This is a genomic window from Nocardia neocaledoniensis, from assembly GCF_029868625.1.
Lineage (GTDB): Bacteria > Actinomycetota > Actinomycetes > Mycobacteriales > Mycobacteriaceae > Nocardia > Nocardia neocaledoniensis_A.
Genome location: NZ_JARWOJ010000400.1, coordinates 1 through 17,152 on the forward strand (window position 1 = coordinate 1; position 17,152 = coordinate 17,152).

The following is a 17,152-nucleotide window of genomic DNA, read 5'->3' on the forward strand; positions in this document are numbered from 1 at the left end:
GTCCTGCACGCGCAGCAATAGCGAAAGGGGGGGGGGGGGGGGGGGGGGGGGGGGGGGGAGGGGGGGGGTGTGCGGGGCGCCCACGCCCCCGCCCCCCCCCCCCGCCCCCCCCCCCCCCCCAACCACCCCCCCCCCGCCCCCCCCGTGGCCCCCCCCCCCCCCCCCCGACAGGGTATTCAGCTCCCGATCAGGGCAGCGGCCCACCCGCGGCGATCGCCGACAGGGTGGCGAACTCCTCCGCCTTGAGCGAGGCACCGCCGACCAGGGCGCCGTCGATGTCGGGCTGACCGACCAGCTCGCCGACGTTCTTGGCATTGACCGACCCGCCGTAGAGCACCCGCACGGTCGCGGCGACCTCGGGCGAGGCCAGCTCGGCCAGCTCGGCCCGGATCGCGCCGCAGACTTCCTGCGCGTCGGCCGCCGAGGCGACCTTGCCCGTGCCGATCGCCCAGACGGGCTCGTAGGCGATGACGACCTGCGCGATCTGCTCGGCCGTCAGGCCCTTCAGCGAACCGCGCAGCTGCTCGAGGTTGTACTCGACGTGCGTGCCCGCCTCGCGGACCCCGAGACCCTCACCGATGCAGACGATCGGGGTGATCTCGTTCTTCAGCGCCTGCTTGGCCTTGGCCAGCACGATCGCGTCGTCCTCGTTGTGGTACTGACGACGCTCCGAGTGCCCGACCACCGCGAAGGTGCAGCCCAGCTTGGCCAGCATCGATCCGCTGACCTCACCGGTGTAGGCGCCCGAGTCGTGCACCGACACGTCCTGCGCACCATAGGTGAGCAGCAGCTTGTCGCCCTCGACCACCGACTGCACGCTGCGCAGGTCGGTGAACGGCGGGATCACCGACACGTCGACCTTCGCGAAGTACTTCTCCGGCAGCGCGTAGGCCACCTTCTGCACCAGCGCGATGGCCTCGAGGTGGTTGAGGTTCATCTTCCAGTTGCCCGCGATGAGCGGCTTGCGTGCTGCCATCGCTCAGCCCTCCAGCACCGAAATACCGGGCAGCTCTTTGCCTTCCAGGTATTCCAGGGACGCGCCGCCACCGGTGGAGATGTGCGAGAAGCCGTCGTCGGGCAGACCGAGCGTGCGCACGGCCGCGGCCGAGTCACCGCCGCCGACCACGGTGAACGCGCCCTTGCCGGTCGCGGTCACGATGGCCTCGGCCACCCCGCGGGTGCCCGCGGCGAACTTCTCGAACTCGAACACGCCCATCGGGCCGTTCCAGAACACCGTCTTCGCCTCGGTCAGCAGCGCGGCGAACCGCGACACCGACTCGGGGCCGATGTCCAGGCCCATCCAGCCGTCGGGGATCTCGGTCGAGGCGACCGTCTTCGCGTCGGCGTCGGCGGCGAACTTGTCGGCGGCGACGATGTCGACCGGCAGGTGCAGCACGTCGCCGAAGCGCTCGAGCAGGTCCTTGCAGGTGTCGATCATCTCTTCCTGCAGCAGCGAGGTGCCCACCGAAAGGCCCTGTGCGGCAAGGAAGGTGAAGCACATGCCGCCACCGATCACCAGGGTGTCGACCTTGGGGGCCAGCGCCTCGATCACGGCCAGCTTGTCCGAGACCTTGGAGCCGCCGAGCACCACCGCGTACGGGCGGGCCGGGTCCTGGGTCAGCGTGCGCAGCACGTCGACCTCGGCGGCGACCAGGGTGCCCGCGTAGTGCGGCAGCAGCTGGGCGACGTCGTAGACCGAGGCCTGCTTGCGGTGCACCACACCGAAACCGTCGGAGACGAACGCGCCGTCGTCACCGACGAGCTCCACGTACGCGGCGGCCAGCTTGGCCCGCTCGGCGTCGTCCTTGCTGGTCTCGCGCGCGTCGAAGCGCACGTTCTCCAGCAGCAGCACGTCACCGTCGGTCAGGCCTTCCGAGCGCGAGAGCGCGTCGTAACCGACCACGTCACCGGCCAGCTGGACATTGCGGCCCAGCAGCTCGGCCAGCTTCGCGGCCACCGGGGCCAGCGAGAACTTGGCGTCGGGCTCGCCCTTGGGGCGGCCGAGGTGAGCCATGACGACGACCTTGGCGCCCGCCTCGACCAGCGCCGAGATGGTGGGCACCGAGGCGATGATGCGGCCCGGGTCGGTGATCTGGCCGTTGTCGTCGAGGGGGACGTTCAGGTCGGAGCGCACGAGCACGCCCCGACCCTCGACACCCTCGGCCAGGAGATCCTGAAGTGTCTGGACCGTCATCGCGTCAGAGCGACTTGCCGACGAGATCGACCAGGTTCGCGAGGCGGTTGGAGTAGCCCCACTCGTTGTCGTACCACGACACGACCTTGACCTCGTTGCCGATGACCTTGGTCAGCGGGGCGTCGTAGATCGAGGAGTGCGGATCGGTGACGATGTCACTCGACACGATCGGGTCCTCGTTGTACTTCAGGATGCCCTTCATCGGGCCCTCGGCGGCGGCCTTCATCGCGGCGTTGATCTCGTCGATGGTGGCGGCCTTGGTCAGGGTCGCGGTCAGGTCGGTGACCGAGCCCGTCGGGACCGGGACGCGCAGCGCGTAGCCGTCGAGCTTGCCCTGCAGCTCGGGCAGCACCAGGCCGATGGCCTTGGCGGCACCGGTGCCGGTGGGCACGATGTTCAGGGCCGCGGCGCGGGCGCGACGCAGGTCCTTGTGCGGCGCGTCCTGCAGGTTCTGGTCCTGGGTGTACGCGTGGATGGTGGTCATCAGACCCTGCTCGATGCCGAAGGAGTCGTGCAGGACCTTCGCGATCGGGCCGAGGCAGTTCGTGGTGCACGAGGCGTTGGAGATGATGTTCTGGGTGCCGTCGTACTTGTCATCGTTGACGCCCATGACGATGGTGATGTCGTCGCCGGTGGCGGGCGCGGAGATGATGACCTTCTTGGCGCCGGCCGACAGGTGGCCCTTGGCCTTCTCGGCGGCGGTGAAGATACCGGTGGACTCGACGACCACGTCGACGCCCAGGTCGGCCCACGGCAGCGCCGAGGGGCCCTCCTTGATCGCGAGCGCCTTGATCCGCTGCTCGCCGACCACGATGGTGTCACCGTCGACCGACACGTCCTGCGGCAGACGACCCAGGATGGAGTCGTACTTCAGCAGGGTGGCGAGGGTGTTGATGTCGGTGAGGTCGTTGACCGCGACGATCTCGATATCGGTCTTGCCGACAGCCTTCAGCGCCTCCACCGCACGGAAGAAGTTACGTCCGATACGACCGAAGCCGTTGATACCTACCCGGACAGTCACGTTATCGCTCCTCAGCTTTCAAGCGGATTCATTCCGACGCTCACCACAGTAGTAGTCGGCCCAACCCCACCGACACCCACCTGCGGTTTGTGAGTCCCTGGCCCCTGACCTCCAGGAACGCCCAGAGTAAAGGGCAGAGCGGTCATGCATGACCGCTCTGCCCAAAACGTCGGATTCCCCACACGTTCGCCGCGCGCGGCCCCTAGGCGTCGTCGAGGAGCTCGGCGGTGACCGCCGACTCGGTGTCGGGGATGCCCAGATCCTTGGCGCGCCGGTCGGCCATCGACAGCAGCCGCCGGATGCGACCGGCGACAGCGTCTTTCGTCATCGGCGGGTCGGCCAGCTGACCGAGTTCCTCCAGCGAGGCCTGCCGGTGCTCCACGCGCAGCTTGCCCGCCGCGGCCAGATGGTCGGGCACGTCGTCGGCGAGGATCTCCAGCGCGCGCTCCACCCTGGCCGCCGCCGCCACCGCCGCCCGCGCCGACCGGCGCAGGTTGGCGTCGTCGAAGTTGGCCAGCCGGTTGGCGGTGGCCCGCACCTCGCGGCGCATCCGGCGTTCCTCCCAGGTGAGCCTGGTGTCCTGCGCGCCCATCCGGGTGAGCAGCGCGCCGATCGCCTCGCCGTCGCGGACCACGACCCGATCGGTGCCGCGGACCTCGCGCGCCTTGGCGGTGATGCCGAGCCGGCGCGCGGCGCCGACCAGTGCCAGGGCCGCCTCCGGGCCTGGGCAGCTCACCTCGAGCGCGGACGACCGGCCCGGCTCGGTGAGCGAACCGTGCGCGAGAAACGCGCCACGCCAGGCCGCTTCGGCGTCGCCGATACTGCCGCCGACCACCTGCGCGGGCAGCCCACGCACGGGACGCCCGCGCACATCGAGCAACCCGGTCTGGCGGGCCAGCGCCTCGCCCTCCTTGGACACCCGCACGACGTAGCGGGAGGTCTTGCGCAACCCGCCCGCGCCGAGTACGTGCACATCGGAGCCGTATCCGTAGAGCTCGAAGATCTCCCGGCGCAACCGCCGCGCGATGGACCCCATGTCCACCTCGGCCTCGACGATCACCCGGCCTCCGACGATGTGCAGACCACCAGCGAACCGCAACAAGGCCGACAATTCCGCCTTACGCGAGCTGACCTGCGACACCACGAGCCTGCTCAGCTCGTCCTTCACCTCGGCTGTCATCGCCACGAGACGCGCTCCTTTCCCACCGACCCGGAACGCACATCCGATCCCGTGTGCCGTCCCTCGACTCGAAGCCCTGCCAGTTGCGGCCGCGGCTGCTGGATCAGCTGATCCAATGCGGCGGCTAGTTTTCCGGGATGGTGCCGATCCGTTCCCGGCTCGGCGACATCGCAGAACGTTACCCGTGCGCGCAACTGTTCGGCGGCTCTTGCCACATGTTCCCGTTGCCGCCCCTCGGGCACCGACGCCGAGTCGACGAGCACGTCGTCGACCGCGAAATCCGGTGCGTGCTGGGACAATACATGCAGATGACGTTCGGCGGAGAACCCGGCCGTCTCCCCCGGCTCCGCCGCCAGGTTCAACACGAGCACCTTGCGCGCCCTCGTGTGGACGAGCGCTTCGCGCAGGTGTGGCACGAGCACATGCGGAATGACGCTGGTGAACCACGAACCAGGGCCCAGCACAACGACATCCGCGTGCTCGATGGCCGAGGTCGCTTCGGGGCCGGCAGGCGGATCGGACGGAATCAGCCGCACCCGCCGGACCTTACCCGGCGTGGTCGCCACCGCAACCTGGCCGCGCACGCACCGCCCGATCCGCGGATCCGACTCCAGTCCGGAGACCTCCGCCTCGATGTCGAGGGGGATCGGCGACATCGGCAGCACCCGGCCGGTGATCCGCAGCAGCCTGCCGACCTCGTCGAGCGCGGCCACCGGGTCGCCGAGCACATCGGTGAGCCCGGCCAGGATCAGGTTGCCGACCGAGTGACCGGCCAGCGCGCCCGTTCCGCCGAAGCGGTGCTGCACCGTGGTCGCCCACACACCGTCACCGTCCTCGGCGAGTGCGGCCAGCGCCATCCGCAGATCACCGGGCGGCAGCATGCCGAGCTCACCACGCAGGCGGCCGGAGGACCCGCCGTCGTCGGCCACCGTCACGACCGCGGTGATCCGCCTGGTCAGCCTGCGGACCGCGGTCAGGGTCGCGTAGAGCCCGTGTCCGCCGCCCAGCGCGACGACGGCTGGATCGGCCTCCCAGCCACTCATTCGCGCCCCAGATCCCGGTGCACGACGCGGACGACGTCCACCGCCGCGTGCCCGGTATCGGCGCCGATGCGTTCACCCAGCGCCTCGGCGATCGCGACGCTGCGATGTTTGCCGCCGGTGCACCCCACTGCCACCGTCATGTATCGCTTCCCCTCTTGGCGGTATCCGGTCGTGGTCAGGTCGACGAGATGGTGGCAGGTCGACAGGTAGTCCTGCGCGCCCGGCCTCGACAACACGTAGTCGCTGACCACCGATTCCTGGCCCGTGTGCTCCCGCAGCTCGGGAATCCAGTGCGGGTTGGGCAGGAATCGCACATCCAACACCATGTCGGCGTCGAGTGGAACACCGTACTTGAAGCCGAAGGACTGCACGGTCAGTTGGAGTGCGGCGGGCGCGCCAGCGCCGTAGACCTCCTCCAGCTTCCGGTGCAGTTGATGAATGGACAGCTCGGTGGTGTCGATGACGACATCGGCGGCCGCCTTCACCGCGGCCAGCCGGACCCGCTCGGCGGTCAAGCCGGCCGACAGCGTGCCGTCGGGGCTGTCGCTCTGCAGCGGGTGTCTGCGCCTGGCGAAGCCGAAGCGCCGGATCAGCACGTCGTCGGAGGCCTCGAGGAACAGCACTCGCGTGCGGATACCCATGCCGCGCAGCCGCTCGGTGACGCCGGAGAGGTCACCGGTGAAGAACCGGCTGCGCACATCCATGACCAGGGCGAGCCGCCTGATCGGCGGGTCGGCCGCGGCGCCGAGTTCGATCATCCGCCCGATCAGTTCGGGCGGCAGGTTGTCGGTGACGTACCAGCCGAGATCCTCCAATACACGTGCGGCGGTACCGCGGCCCGCACCGGACAGACCGGTAACGATGACCACTTCCACTGGCTGCTGTGTGTCGGAGACCGACCCGGCCTTTCCGGGTACCGCCCCCGCATTGTTGTTCGATTCGACGCGTGTCATGTCCTACCGGATCCGTTTCTGGGTGCCTTTCGATCATCCCGCACCGGTTCGGGTATCGGGCGCAGACACACAACGTACGGCACTCGCAATCTTGCGTCCTGTGATCCGCCCCGCCCCCACTACGGGCTGTTGAGTGCTTCGAGCACCGCCTTCGCCGTGGAGACGCCGATACCGGGCACCGCGGTGATCTCGTCGACGGTCGCGTCCTTGATCCGGGCGACCGAGCCGAAATGGGTGACCAGCGCGGTGCGTCTGGCCTCGCCGAGGCCGCGCACCGAGTCCAGCGCCGACGCCGTCATGCGGCGCGAGCGCTTGCTGCGATGGAAGGTGATGGCGAAGCGGTGCGCCTCGTCGCGCACGCGTTGCAGCAGGTAGAGCGCCTCGCTGTTGCGCGGCATGATCACCGGGTCGGGTTCGCCTGGCACCCATACCTCTTCGAGCCGCTTGGCCAGCCCGATGACGGCGACATCGGTGATGCCGAGTTCGTCGAGCACCTCGGCGGCCGCGGCGACCTGCGGCGCGCCGCCGTCGACCACGTAGAGGTTCGGCGGGTAGGCGAAGCGGCGCGGTCTGCCGGTGGTCGGGTCGACGCCGGGACGCGAGGTCGGCTCGTCGGTCTCGTCGGGTTCGAGTTCGGCGACCTGCTGCCGGTCGCGGGCGAGCCGGGCGAAGCGGCGGCGCGTCACCTCGGCGATGCTGCCGACGTCGTCGGAGCGCCCGTCGCCCGCGGCCTCCTTGATGGCGTAGTGCCGGTAGTCGGATTTGCGGGCCAGGCCGTCCTCGAAGACCACCAGCGAGGCGACCACGTCGGTGCCCTGCACGTGGCTGATGTCGACACACTCGATCCGCAGGGGGGCGCTGTCGAGGTCGAGGAAGTCCTGGATATCTTGCAGCGCTTGCGATCTGGAGGTCAGGTCGCCCGCGCGCTTGAGCTTGTGCTGGGCCAGGGCCTCGCCCGCGTTGCGCTGCACGGTCTCGGCCAGCGCCTTCTTGTCGCCGCGCTGCGGCACCCGCAGCGAGACCGCCGAGCCGCGCAGTTCACTCAGCCACTCCTGGATCTGGACCGCGTCGGCGGGCAGTTCGGGGACCAGCACCTCGCGCGGGACGACGATCACCTCGGCGTCGGCGTTCTGGTCGGCCATGGCGGCCTGCTCGCCGTAGAACTGGGTGAGGAACTGTTCGACCAGGGCGGCGAGTTCGGTGCCGGATTCGGCGACGTCGAGCGCGTCGCCGGACTTGTCGACCACCCAGCCGCGCTGGCCGCGGACCCGGCCGTCGCGGACGTGGAAGATCTGCACGGCCGCTTCCAATTCGTCGGTGGCGAAGGCGATCACGTCGGCGTCGGTACCGGTGCCGAGGACGACGGCCTGCTTCTCGAGCGCGCGGCGCAGGGCCTGTACGTCGTCGCGCAGGCGTGCGGCGGTCTCGAAGTCGAGGTCGTCGGCGGCCTCGTGCATGCGCCGTTCGAGGGCGCGCACCATCTTGTCGGTCTTGCCGGAGAGGAAGTCGCAGAAGTCGTCGACGATCTGGCGGTGCTCGTCGGCGCTGACCCTGCCCACGCACGGCGCCGCGCACTTGTCGATGTAGCCGAGCAGGCAGGGACGCCCGATCTGGTTGTGCCGCTTGAAGACTCCGTTGGAGCAGGTGCGCGCGGGGAACACGCGCAGCAGCAGGTCCAGCGTCTCGCGGATCGCCCACGCGTGCGCGTAGGGCCCGAAGTAGCGCACGCCCTTCTTCCTGGCGCCGCGGTAGACGAACAGGCGCGGGTATTCCTCGTTCAGCGTGACCGCGAGCACCGGGTAGGTCTTGTCGTCGCGGTAGCGGACGTTGAACCGCGGATCGAATTCCTTGATCCAGTTGTATTCGAGCTGCAGCGCCTCGACCTCGGTGGACACCACCGTCCACTCCACGCTCGCGGCGGTGGTCACCATCTGCTTGGTGCGCGGGTGCAGCGAGTACACGTCGGCGAAGTAGGAGTTCAACCGGCTGCGCAGGCTCTTCGCCTTGCCGACATAGACGACCCGCCCGTGCGCGTCCCGGAACTTGTACACACCGGGTTCGACGGGAATGGTGCCCGGCGCCGGCCGGTACGTCGCGGGATCTGCCACCCATCCAGCCTATCGACCCGGTCCGACAAGGCTCACCGGCCCGACCGGACCACCTGGTCCGCCCGTGTACCGTGAATGTCCGGATTCGTTCCGGAAAGGACCACCGTTGACCGACGCCACCGCCGCCCTGTCCACGCCGCTCGACGACCGCTACGCCGACGAGGCGCCGCCGCCCGGCCTGATGCCGGGCACGGTCCGTGGCGCCCGGCTGATCGCGCTGGTCGCGACCCTGGTCGGGATGGTGCTGATCGTGCTCACGGTCGCGCTCGGGACGGACGGTTCGCTCGGCACGCTCGTCGCGGGCTATCTTCCCAGCCTCGCGCTGGCGCCGCTGTCGCTGCTGTTCGGTCGCGGCGGCGACCGGGTCAGGCAGGCGGCGGTCGCGCTGGCCGGGCTGGCCGCGCTGGTCTCGAGCACCGGCATCCTCACGGGCCTGCCGCCCGGCGCGGTCGGCATCGTCGCCAACGGCGCCATCCTCGCGCTGCTGCTGCGGCCCTCGGCCAAGGCCTGGTTCACCCGCGAGCGCTGACCGAACCCCCGGACCGGCCCACGCGAGGGAGGGTCAGCTGGGCACGACGATCCCGTGGGCGGCCAGGGCGTCGATGAGGGCGCGCGGCCGATCGGCGGTGGGCAGGGCCTCGACGAGGGCGAATCGGGCGCCGAGCAGCGTCGCGCCACCGTCGGCCTCGGCGCTGTCACCGATCATCAGGACGCGCTCGGGCGCGACGCCGAGCCGGTCGATGGCGTCACGGAAGATCTCGGCGCTCGGCTTGATCGCGCCGACCTCGAAGGACAGCGTCATCGCGCCGATCAGCTCGGTCCACCCGTGCCGGGCGAAGGCGGGGCGGATGTCGAAGGCGATATTGCTGACGACGCCGATCGGAATACCATGGGCGGACAGGGATTCCAGGACCGTACCGGTGTCGGGGTACGGGGTCCAGGCGAGAGGATCGATCAGGCGTTCGTAGAGGCGACCCGCCTGGTGGTCGGGCACGCCGGAGCCGCGCAGCACCTCGAGGTACGCGTGCCGGTGCAGCGCCGGGTCGAGGTCGCGGTGGTCCCACGCGTGCTGGCCCGCGGCGTCGAAGGTCATGAACTGTTCCACCGGGGCCGTCATGCGCCGCAGCACTTCGGCTTTCGCGGCGACGTCGAACGGAGTGCCGTCGTCGCCGATCAGCTCGTCGGCCCAGGTCCGGTCGTCCTCGAGCCGGAAGACTGTGCCTGAGAAGTCGAACAGCACCGCGTCGATGTCCATGTCGCCAGGGTAGCGACCGCGGCGCCGGTGACCTGGCGGAAATCGGTTCGGCAACCGAACATTCGCGCCGCCGTCACCGCCGCGCCGCCCGCACGGTGGCGAGAAAAGGACGGCCGGGCGGGCCGGGCGGGGTTACGCTGCCATGATGACGCCAAGGCGACAGACGTGGATCGGGGCCGCGGCGGCCGGTTTGCTCACCATGGGACTGCTGACGGGCTGCTCGTCCGACGACACCGCGGTCGCCGAATGCACGAGCACGCCGAACGGCACCCCCGTCTCGGCCGCACCCGCGACCGGTGCCCCGACCTCGCAGAACCTCAGCACCAATCCGGAGATCGCGTCGGGCTACCGCTCGGGCATGACCGCGGTGCGCACCCGCACCTACGCCGTCTCCACCGCCAACCCGCTGGCCACCGAGGCCGCCTGCCGGGTGCTGCGCGAGGGCGGCACCGCGACCGACGCGCTCGTCACCGCGCAGGCCGTGCTCGGGCTCGTCGAGCCGCAGGCCTCCGGGATCGGCGGCGGCGCGTTCCTGGTGCACTACGACGCGAAGTCGCGCACCGTCGAGGCCTACGACGGCCGCGAGACCGCGCCCGCCGCGGCCACCGAGAACTACCTGCGCTGGGTCAGCGACACCGAACGCACCGAACCGGCACCGAACACCCGTGCCAGCGGCCGCTCGATCGGCGTGCCCGGGGTACTGCGGATGCTCGAGCTGGCTCACCGCGAGCACGGGATGACCGCGTGGAAGGAACTGTTCGACCCGGCGATCGGCCTGGCCGACGCCGGTTTCGAGATCAGCCCGCGCCTGGCCGGGCAGATCGCCGAGTCCGCGAAGGACCTCGCGGCCGACGAGGGCGCGCGCGGCTACTTCCTCGAAGCCGACGGCGCGCCGAAGAAGGCGGGCACCGTACTGACCAACCCCGCGCTGTCGAAGACCCTGTCCGCCGTGGCCACCGACGGCGCGCAGGCGCTCTACACCGGCGCGATCGCGCAGGACATCGTCGAGGCCGCGGGCAGCACCGCGGGTGGCCGCACGCCGAGCCAGTTGACCACCACCGACCTGGCGAACTACCAGGCGGTCAAGCGCACCGCGTTGTGCACCGGCTACCGCAAGTACGAGCTGTGCGGCATGCCCGCCCCGTCCTCGGGCGGCACCACGGTCGCCGCGACGCTGGGCATCCTGGCCAACTTCGACCTCGCCGCGCTGCGTCCGCAGGACCTCGACGCCAACGGCGGGCGCCCCGACGCGCAGGCGGTCCACCTGATCTCCGAGGCCGAGCGCCTCGCCTACGCCGACCGCAACAAGTACGTCGCCGACCCGGATTTCGTTCCGCTGCCCGGCAATTCGGCCCTGTCGCTGGTCCATCCGCAGTACCTGAAGCAGCGCTCCACGCTGATCGACCCGCAGCGCAGCATGGGCACCGCCAAGCCCGGCGATCTCGGTCCGGTCCCGCTGGGCAACGGCCCGCAGCCGCCCGAGCACGGCACCAGCCACATCTCCGTGGTCGACAAGTACGGCAACGCCGCGGCGATGACGACCACGGTCGAGTCGGCGTTCGGGTCGTTCCACTTCGTCGACGGGTTCGTGCTGAACAACCAGCTCACCGACTTCGCGAGCGACCCGCTGGATCCGGACGGTACGCCCGTGGCCAACCGCCTGCAGCCCGGCAAGCGTCCCCGCAGTTCCATGGCACCGACGCTGGTCTTCGATCGGAACGACGCGGGCGATCGCGGCGACCTGGCCCTCGTCACGGGTTCGCCCGGCGGCTCGGTGATCATCCAGTTCGTGGTGAAGACCCTGGTCAATGTCCTCGACTGGGGCGTCGATCCGCAGCAGGCGGTCTCCGGTGTCGCCTTCGGCGCAGGCAATACGCCGGTCACCGGGATCGGCGGCGAGCATCCCGCGATCGACGCCACCGACAACGGCGATCACGATCCCCTCGTGCAGCGGCTCCGCGCCATGGGTCACCAGGTGTCGGTGGCCCCGCAGACCAGCGGCCTGAGCGCCCTGCAACGTGACGGCGCGGACGGCTGGACCGGCGGTGCCGACCCCCGGCGCGAAGGCGCGGTCCTCGGCGACACCCGCTAGCCGGTCAGCCCCATCGGGTACAGCGCGACCTCACCCAGCCGCGTCGGAACGGCGACCTCGAATCCGAACCGCTGGTAGAAGGGCACGTTGGACTCGCGCGTCGCCACCAGGAAGGCGGGTCCGGCCGCGGTGGACAGCCGCTGCCGGATGAGCCGCGCCGCGTGGCCGCGGCCCTGCCGGTCCGGGCGGGTGCCGATCGTCGCGAGGTACAGGTGCGGCTCGGGCGGGCGGATGCCATCGATCGTACGAGTCGCCGACAGCGCCCTCGGCAGACTCCGTCCGAGGGCCCGCACGAGCGTGATCCGATGGGCCAGGCCGGATTCGACACCGGGTAGCTCCCACATGGCGACCGCCGCGATCGTGCCGTCGTCCTCGATCGCCAGGTCGACCGCGCCGTGCCGGGCACGGGAGGCGATCCGGGAGCGCCAGAACAGCGGCAGCGCCTGTCGGCGTCTGGCCGGATCGGGCCACAGATGGACCATCAACGGGTCCTCTGCGAAGGCAGCGGCCAAGACCTGCTCGGGCGTCATGCCCGCGAGGGTACCGGGGTGGTCAGTCCTCGGTGGGGGCGTAGCGGGCGCCGAGTTCGCGGAGCCGTTCGATGGCGTCGGCGGCGTGCGCCTTGTCGTTGGAGCGGATCGCCAGCATCGGGACGTAGTCGTCGTCGGCCAGTTCGAGCCGGGCCCAGGACTTGCGGTCGGGGAACGAGGCGCCACGGATGTAGGCCCACGGGTACTCGTGGTCGCCGAGGATATTGCGCACCGCGACACCGCGTGCGCCCGCGCGCACCCGGGGCCGGGTCAGCAGCAGGACCGCGCCCGCGCCGATCACGCCGATCAGGATCATCGCGACCTGGTCGGCGGTCCGGAAGTTCACGCCCGTCGAGCCGGTGCGCAGCAGGATCCCACCCGCGGTGAAGAAGACCAGGATGACGATCGCGACCACGACGGCGGTGCGGACGGCACGCTTGGGCCGCACCTCCAGCTCCCAGTCCGCACCGGGTTCGGGAGCACCGGCACCGCGTCGCCAGGTCCGCACCACCGGCACGGTCACGCCGATCGCAAAGCGCGCAGGGTGAGCGCGGCGTCCAGGGCGGCGGCGCAGGCCTGCTCGCCCTTGTTCTCGGCCGAACCGGGCAGCCCGGCCCGATCGCGCGCCTGCTCCTCGTCGTTGGTGGTGAGCACACCGTTGGTGACCGGGGTGGCCGCGTCGAGCGACACCCGGGTGAGACCGGCGGTCACCGCGTCACACACGTACTCGAAATGCGGTGTGCCGCCACGGATCACGACACCGAGCGCCACAACGGCGTCGTGCGTGCGGGCCAGCTCCTGCGCGACCACCGGCAGTTCCATCGCCCCGGCGCAGCGCACCACGGTGACGTGCTCGACGCCGGCTTCCTTCGCGACCCGTTCCGCGTTGGCGACCAGGGTGTCGCAGATCTCGGTGTGCCAGCGCGAGGCGACGATGCCGAGTCGGACGTCTGTGGCCTGTGCCAGCGCGAAGGACGGGACACCCGTGCCGCTCATCGTTGCTACCTTTCGGAAGTGGTGGTCACTGCGCGGTCTCGCCGAGGTCCAGATCGTCGAGGCCGACCAGGTCGTGCCCCATCCGGTCCCGCTTGGTGCGCAGGTAGTGCAGGTTCTCGGCGTTGGCGCGCAACGGCATCGGCACCCGCTCGGTGATCCGCAGGCCGTAGCCGTCCAGCCCGACCCGCTTGGCCGGGTTGTTGGTGAGCAGCCGCATCGACCGGATGCCCAGGTCGACCAGGATCTGCGCGCCGGTGCCGTAGTCGCGGGCGTCGGCGGGCAGGCCGAGATCGAGATTGGCGTCGACGGTGTCGCGGCCGGTGTCCTGCAGCTGGTAGGCCTGCAGCTTGTGCATCAGCCCGATGCCCCGGCCCTCGTGCCCGCGCATGTACAGCACGACACCGCGGCCCTCCTGGTCCACCATCTCGAGCGCGGCGTCCAGCTGCGGACCGCAGTCGCAGCGCAGCGAGCCGAAGACGTCGCCGGTGAGGCATTCGGAGTGCACGCGCACCAGCACGTCCTCACCGTCGCCGATGTCGCCGCGGACCAGCGCGACGTGTTCGGCCTCGTCGAAGATGCTCTGGTAGCCGACCGCTTTGAAGTCGCCGTGCGCGGTCGGGATGCGCGCCTCGGCCACCCGCACGACATGCTTCTCGTGCTTGCGCCGCCAGGCGATCATGTCGGCGATCGAGATCATCGCCAGGTCGTGCTCGTCGGCGAAGACGCGCAGCTCGTCGGTGCGGGCCATGTGGCCGTCGTCCTTCTGGCTGACGATCTCGCAGATCACGCCCGCCGGGCGCAGCCCCGCCATCCTGGCCAGGTCGACCGCGGCCTCGGTGTGGCCGGGGCGGCGCAGCACGCCGCCGTCCTTGGCGCGCAACGGCACCACGTGGCCGGGCCTGGTGAAGTCGTCGGCCTTGGCCTGGGCGCTGGCCAGCAGGCGCATGGTCACCGCGCGGTCCGCGCCGGAGATGCCGGTGGTGATGCCCTCGCGGGCGTCGACCGAGACGGTGTAGGCGGTGCCGTGCTTGTCCTGGTTCATCGCGTAGGCGGGCGGCAGGCCGAGCCGGTCGCAGTCGTCGCCGGTCAGCGGCACGCAGATGTAGCCGGAGGTGTAGCGGATCATGAACGCGACCAGCTCCGGGGTGGCCTTCTCGGCCGCGAAGATGAGATCGCCCTCGTTCTCCCGGTCCTCGTCGTCGACGACGACGACAGCCTTACCGGCCGCGATATCGGCGACCGCGCGCTCGATGCTGTCCAACCTGGTCACGTCTGCTTGCTCCGTATTCTTGGCGGCTGACGCCGCGGGTTGCCGGGGATGGCATTGGCTACCACATTACGGCCTGCGATCGGGGGTTCCGGCGACCGCATCCCGTCTGCTGGGTCACCCGCGCTGGGCGAGTCGCTCCACGTACTTGGCGATCACGTCGACCTCGAGATTCACCGTGGTGCCGACGGGCGCGGTGCCGAGGACGGTCAGCGCGAGGGTGGTCGGGATCAGCGAGACCTCGAACCAGTCCGTGGTGCCGTCGGCGGCGGGTTCGGTGTCGCGACCGAGACCGGAGACGGTGAGCGAGACGCCGTCGACGGTGATGGAGCCCTTCTCCACCACGTACCGCGCGATCGCGTCCGGCAGGGAGATCCGCACGACCTCCCAGTTCTCCGACGGCGTGCGGGCGAGCACGGTGCCGGTGCCGTCGACGTGGCCCTGCACGAGGTGACCGCCCAGGCGGCTGTCGAGCGCGGCCGCGCGCTCGAGGTTGACCCGGGAGCCGACGACCAGCGCGCCGATGCTCGACCGGTTCAGCGTCTCGGCCATCACGTCCACGGTGAAACTGTCGCCGTCGACGACGTCGACCACGGTGAGGCAGACGCCGTTGACGGCGATCGAATCACCGTGCCCGGCATCGGAAGTCACCAGCTTGCCGCGGATCGTCAGCCGGGCGGCGTCGGCCAGCTGTTCGGTGGCGACGATCTCGCCCAGCTCTTCGACGATCCCTGTGAACATGCCTGACTCCCTTGTCGCTTCCAGTACCCCGATGGGCCCAACAGCGGGTGCGCGGCCGCTATTCCCGGCGGTACCCGTCCGCCGCACAGCCTAGTGGCGGGCACTGTGCGGACCCTCGACTCGGGGGTCGGATCCGACCGCGAGCACGATCGTCGCGACGAAAAGAGCGACGCGTCATCGATTCGGCGGCGAAAGCGGTCGGCACGACCGAACACCGCCGTTAATCATTCCGGCGGTAATCGTTCAATCGAATTTTCGGAGAACCGGTCGCGGCAATTCCGCCGACGGCCCTACCATTGCTTTACCCAGGAATGCCGAACTCGCAAACACGATGATTCGAATGCTTGCGCCGATCCCGCCATTGACGCAATATTGTTATGTCGCCGATTCCCGCCGTTCAACTGGTGACACGGCGGTTCGACGGCGCATCCGACCCGCGGCGATGCCGCCACGGGGAGTTCGACCCAGGGCTAGTCCACCACTCCAGGAAGACAGACAACTGTGGGTCACAACAAGTTCGCTACGTGTGGGGGTGCCGCGTGAGCACATTATTGGATTCCGCGCTGGAAATTCGTTGCGTCCGTTATCGGCGGGAACTACACCTGCCCGCGACGATCGAGCCGGACTCGCGCCGCATCTGTTGCAGATCGGCGCACACTACGGCGCGGTCACCATGCCGGGTGATCTGGGTGAGCGGGTGCAGGCCCGATTGCGCGAAGCCGCGATCGCGGGCCCGGTCGTCGCGCACCCGAGGGCCAGGCGCTGGACCTTCCTCACCGGACCGTGCCGCGCCGACACCCTCACCACCACCGCCTCGGCCGAGCTGTTCCGGCTCTACACGACGGTCGCGTGCCACGGCAGCCAGATCGTGCTGCCCTCCCCCGACGACGAGCGCACCGGATACCGCACCTGGGTGCAGGCGCCGGAGGCGGCCGACAACCGACCGCCGGTGCACGCCGTGATCGAGGCGGCGCGGGCGCTGGGCACCCGCAAACTCCGCTCCCTGTAACCGAATTCGTCGTTTACGGCTGCCAGACGGCAGTCGCCATGCTGCGCAGCGTCTGCACGGCGGCACCGGGATCGGCGGTGTTGTAGACCGCCGATCCCGCGACGAAACAGTCGATGCCCGCCGCGGCGGCCTGCTCGATGGTGTCGGTGTTGATGCCGCCGTCGATCTCCACGACGAGCCGCAATTCGCCCGCGTCGACCAGATTGCGCACGATCCGCGCCTTCTCCAGCACCTCGGGAATGAACGACTGGCCGCCGAAACCGGGCTCGACGCTCATCACCAGCAGGGTGTCGAATTCGCGCAGGATCTCGAGGTAGGGCTCGATCGGCGTCTTCGGCTTCACCGACAGGCCTGCCTTGCCGCCCGCGGCGCGGATGTCGCGGGCCACCGCGATCGGATCGTCGGTCGCCTCGGCGTGGAAGGTGACGTTGTAGGCGCCGGCCTCGGCGTAGCCCGGGGCCCAGCGGCCCGGGTCGTCGATCATCAGATGGCAGTCGAACGGGATGTCGGTGGCCTTCAGCAGGCTCTGCACCACGGGCAGACCCAGTGTGAGGTTCGGCACGAAGTGGCCGTCCATGACATCGACGTGGAGCCAGTCGCATCCTTCGACGGCGGCCGCCTCAGCGGCCAGGTTCGCGAAGTCCGCGGACAGGATGGACGGGGCGATCATCGGCTTCGCCGGGCGGGAGAACGTCGGTGTGGACACAGCGCGCAAGTGTAGCGACCAAATGGTGATTGCCCCGGGGGGATGTGGGTAGCCTGC

General features: G+C 70.0%; 17 protein-coding genes. 3 read left to right on the forward strand and 14 right to left on the reverse strand.

Going from position 1 to position 17,152, the window contains the following annotated elements:
- Positions 1-187: 187 nt before the first annotated feature.
- The 7 genes from tpiA to uvrC all read right to left on the reverse strand — a co-directional run bounded on the left by tpiA (position 188) and on the right by uvrC (position 8,499).
- Complete coding sequence (gene tpiA, locus QH270_RS31725) at positions 188-976, reverse strand: triose-phosphate isomerase (protein ID WP_110035506.1); 789 nt, start codon at positions 974-976, stop codon at positions 188-190.
- Positions 977-979: 3 nt separating this feature from the next.
- Entirely contained in the window at positions 980-2,194 is a 1,215-nt protein-coding gene (locus QH270_RS31730) for a phosphoglycerate kinase (RefSeq protein WP_280348170.1), read from the reverse strand.
- 4 nt (positions 2,195-2,198) lie between these two features.
- The gene (gene gap, locus QH270_RS31735; protein WP_110035508.1) at positions 2,199-3,215 is read right to left on the reverse strand and encodes a type I glyceraldehyde-3-phosphate dehydrogenase; all 1,017 of its coding nucleotides are present in this window, start codon (positions 3,213-3,215) and stop codon (positions 2,199-2,201) included.
- 202 nt (positions 3,216-3,417) lie between these two features.
- Complete coding sequence (whiA, locus tag QH270_RS31740; RefSeq protein WP_110035509.1) at positions 3,418-4,401, reverse strand: DNA-binding protein WhiA; 984 nt, start codon at positions 4,399-4,401, stop codon at positions 3,418-3,420.
- Positions 4,392-5,438, reverse strand: a complete 1,047-nt coding sequence (locus QH270_RS31745; protein ID WP_280348177.1) for a gluconeogenesis factor YvcK family protein — start codon at positions 5,436-5,438, stop codon at positions 4,392-4,394. Before QH270_RS31745 ends, whiA begins: the two co-directional genes overlap by 10 nt.
- Complete coding sequence (gene rapZ, locus QH270_RS31750; protein WP_280348179.1) at positions 5,435-6,391, reverse strand: RNase adapter RapZ; 957 nt, start codon at positions 6,389-6,391, stop codon at positions 5,435-5,437. The genes QH270_RS31745 and rapZ overlap by 4 nt, the downstream gene beginning before the upstream one ends.
- 119 nt (positions 6,392-6,510) lie before the next feature.
- Positions 6,511-8,499 carry an excinuclease ABC subunit UvrC gene (uvrC, locus tag QH270_RS31755; RefSeq protein ID WP_280348182.1) on the reverse strand — a complete coding sequence of 663 codons (1,989 nt, stop codon included), beginning with the start codon at positions 8,497-8,499 and terminating at the stop codon, positions 6,511-6,513.
- Between the two features lie 106 nt (positions 8,500-8,605).
- On the opposite strand from uvrC, the gene QH270_RS31760 reads away from it, so the two are divergent.
- Positions 8,606-9,028 (forward strand): hypothetical protein, encoded by a 423-nt coding sequence (locus tag QH270_RS31760; RefSeq protein ID WP_280348184.1) that lies wholly within the window; start codon positions 8,606-8,608, stop codon positions 9,026-9,028.
- 33 nt (positions 9,029-9,061) lie between these two features.
- Here the strand turns inward: QH270_RS31760 and QH270_RS31765 are convergent, their stop codons facing one another.
- Positions 9,062-9,754 carry an HAD family hydrolase gene (locus QH270_RS31765; RefSeq protein ID WP_280348186.1) on the reverse strand — a complete coding sequence of 231 codons (693 nt, stop codon included), beginning with the start codon at positions 9,752-9,754 and terminating at the stop codon, positions 9,062-9,064.
- 199 nt (positions 9,755-9,953) lie between these two features.
- Here QH270_RS31765 and QH270_RS31770 point away from each other — a divergent pair, with 199 nt between their 5' ends.
- Positions 9,954-11,846, forward strand: a complete 1,893-nt coding sequence (locus QH270_RS31770) for a gamma-glutamyltransferase family protein (RefSeq protein WP_432420462.1) — start codon at positions 9,954-9,956, stop codon at positions 11,844-11,846.
- Here QH270_RS31770 and QH270_RS31775 read toward each other — a convergent pair.
- From QH270_RS31775 to QH270_RS31795, 5 genes are all read right to left on the reverse strand, one after another.
- Positions 11,843-12,376 (reverse strand): GNAT family N-acetyltransferase, encoded by a 534-nt coding sequence (locus tag QH270_RS31775; protein ID WP_280348190.1) that lies wholly within the window; start codon positions 12,374-12,376, stop codon positions 11,843-11,845. The two genes, QH270_RS31770 and QH270_RS31775, sit on opposite strands and share 4 nt — an antisense overlap.
- Positions 12,377-12,398: 22 nt before the next feature.
- Positions 12,399-12,893: a PH domain-containing protein gene (locus QH270_RS31780; protein WP_280348199.1), complete on the reverse strand. Its 495-nt coding sequence runs from the start codon at positions 12,891-12,893 to the stop codon at positions 12,399-12,401.
- A gap of 2 nt (positions 12,894-12,895) precedes the next feature.
- On the reverse strand, positions 12,896-13,372 hold the full coding sequence (gene ribH / locus QH270_RS31785; protein ID WP_280348192.1) for a 6,7-dimethyl-8-ribityllumazine synthase: 477 nt from the start codon (positions 13,370-13,372) through the stop codon (positions 12,896-12,898).
- A gap of 25 nt (positions 13,373-13,397) precedes the next feature.
- Positions 13,398-14,642, reverse strand: a complete 1,245-nt coding sequence (locus QH270_RS31790; protein ID WP_280348194.1) for a bifunctional 3,4-dihydroxy-2-butanone-4-phosphate synthase/GTP cyclohydrolase II — start codon at positions 14,640-14,642, stop codon at positions 13,398-13,400.
- Between the two features lie 114 nt (positions 14,643-14,756).
- Complete coding sequence (locus QH270_RS31795) at positions 14,757-15,380, reverse strand: riboflavin synthase (RefSeq protein WP_280348196.1); 624 nt, start codon at positions 15,378-15,380, stop codon at positions 14,757-14,759.
- Between the two features lie 640 nt (positions 15,381-16,020).
- Between QH270_RS31795 and QH270_RS31800 the strand changes: the two genes are divergently transcribed.
- Positions 16,021-16,389 (forward strand): hypothetical protein, encoded by a 369-nt coding sequence (locus QH270_RS31800; RefSeq protein WP_280348198.1) that lies wholly within the window; start codon positions 16,021-16,023, stop codon positions 16,387-16,389.
- 13 nt (positions 16,390-16,402) lie between these two features.
- On the opposite strand, the gene rpe is transcribed toward QH270_RS31800, so the two are convergent.
- On the reverse strand, positions 16,403-17,059 hold the full coding sequence (gene rpe, locus QH270_RS31805) for a ribulose-phosphate 3-epimerase (protein WP_110035520.1): 657 nt from the start codon (positions 17,057-17,059) through the stop codon (positions 16,403-16,405).
- Between the last annotated feature and the right edge of the window lie 93 nt (positions 17,060-17,152).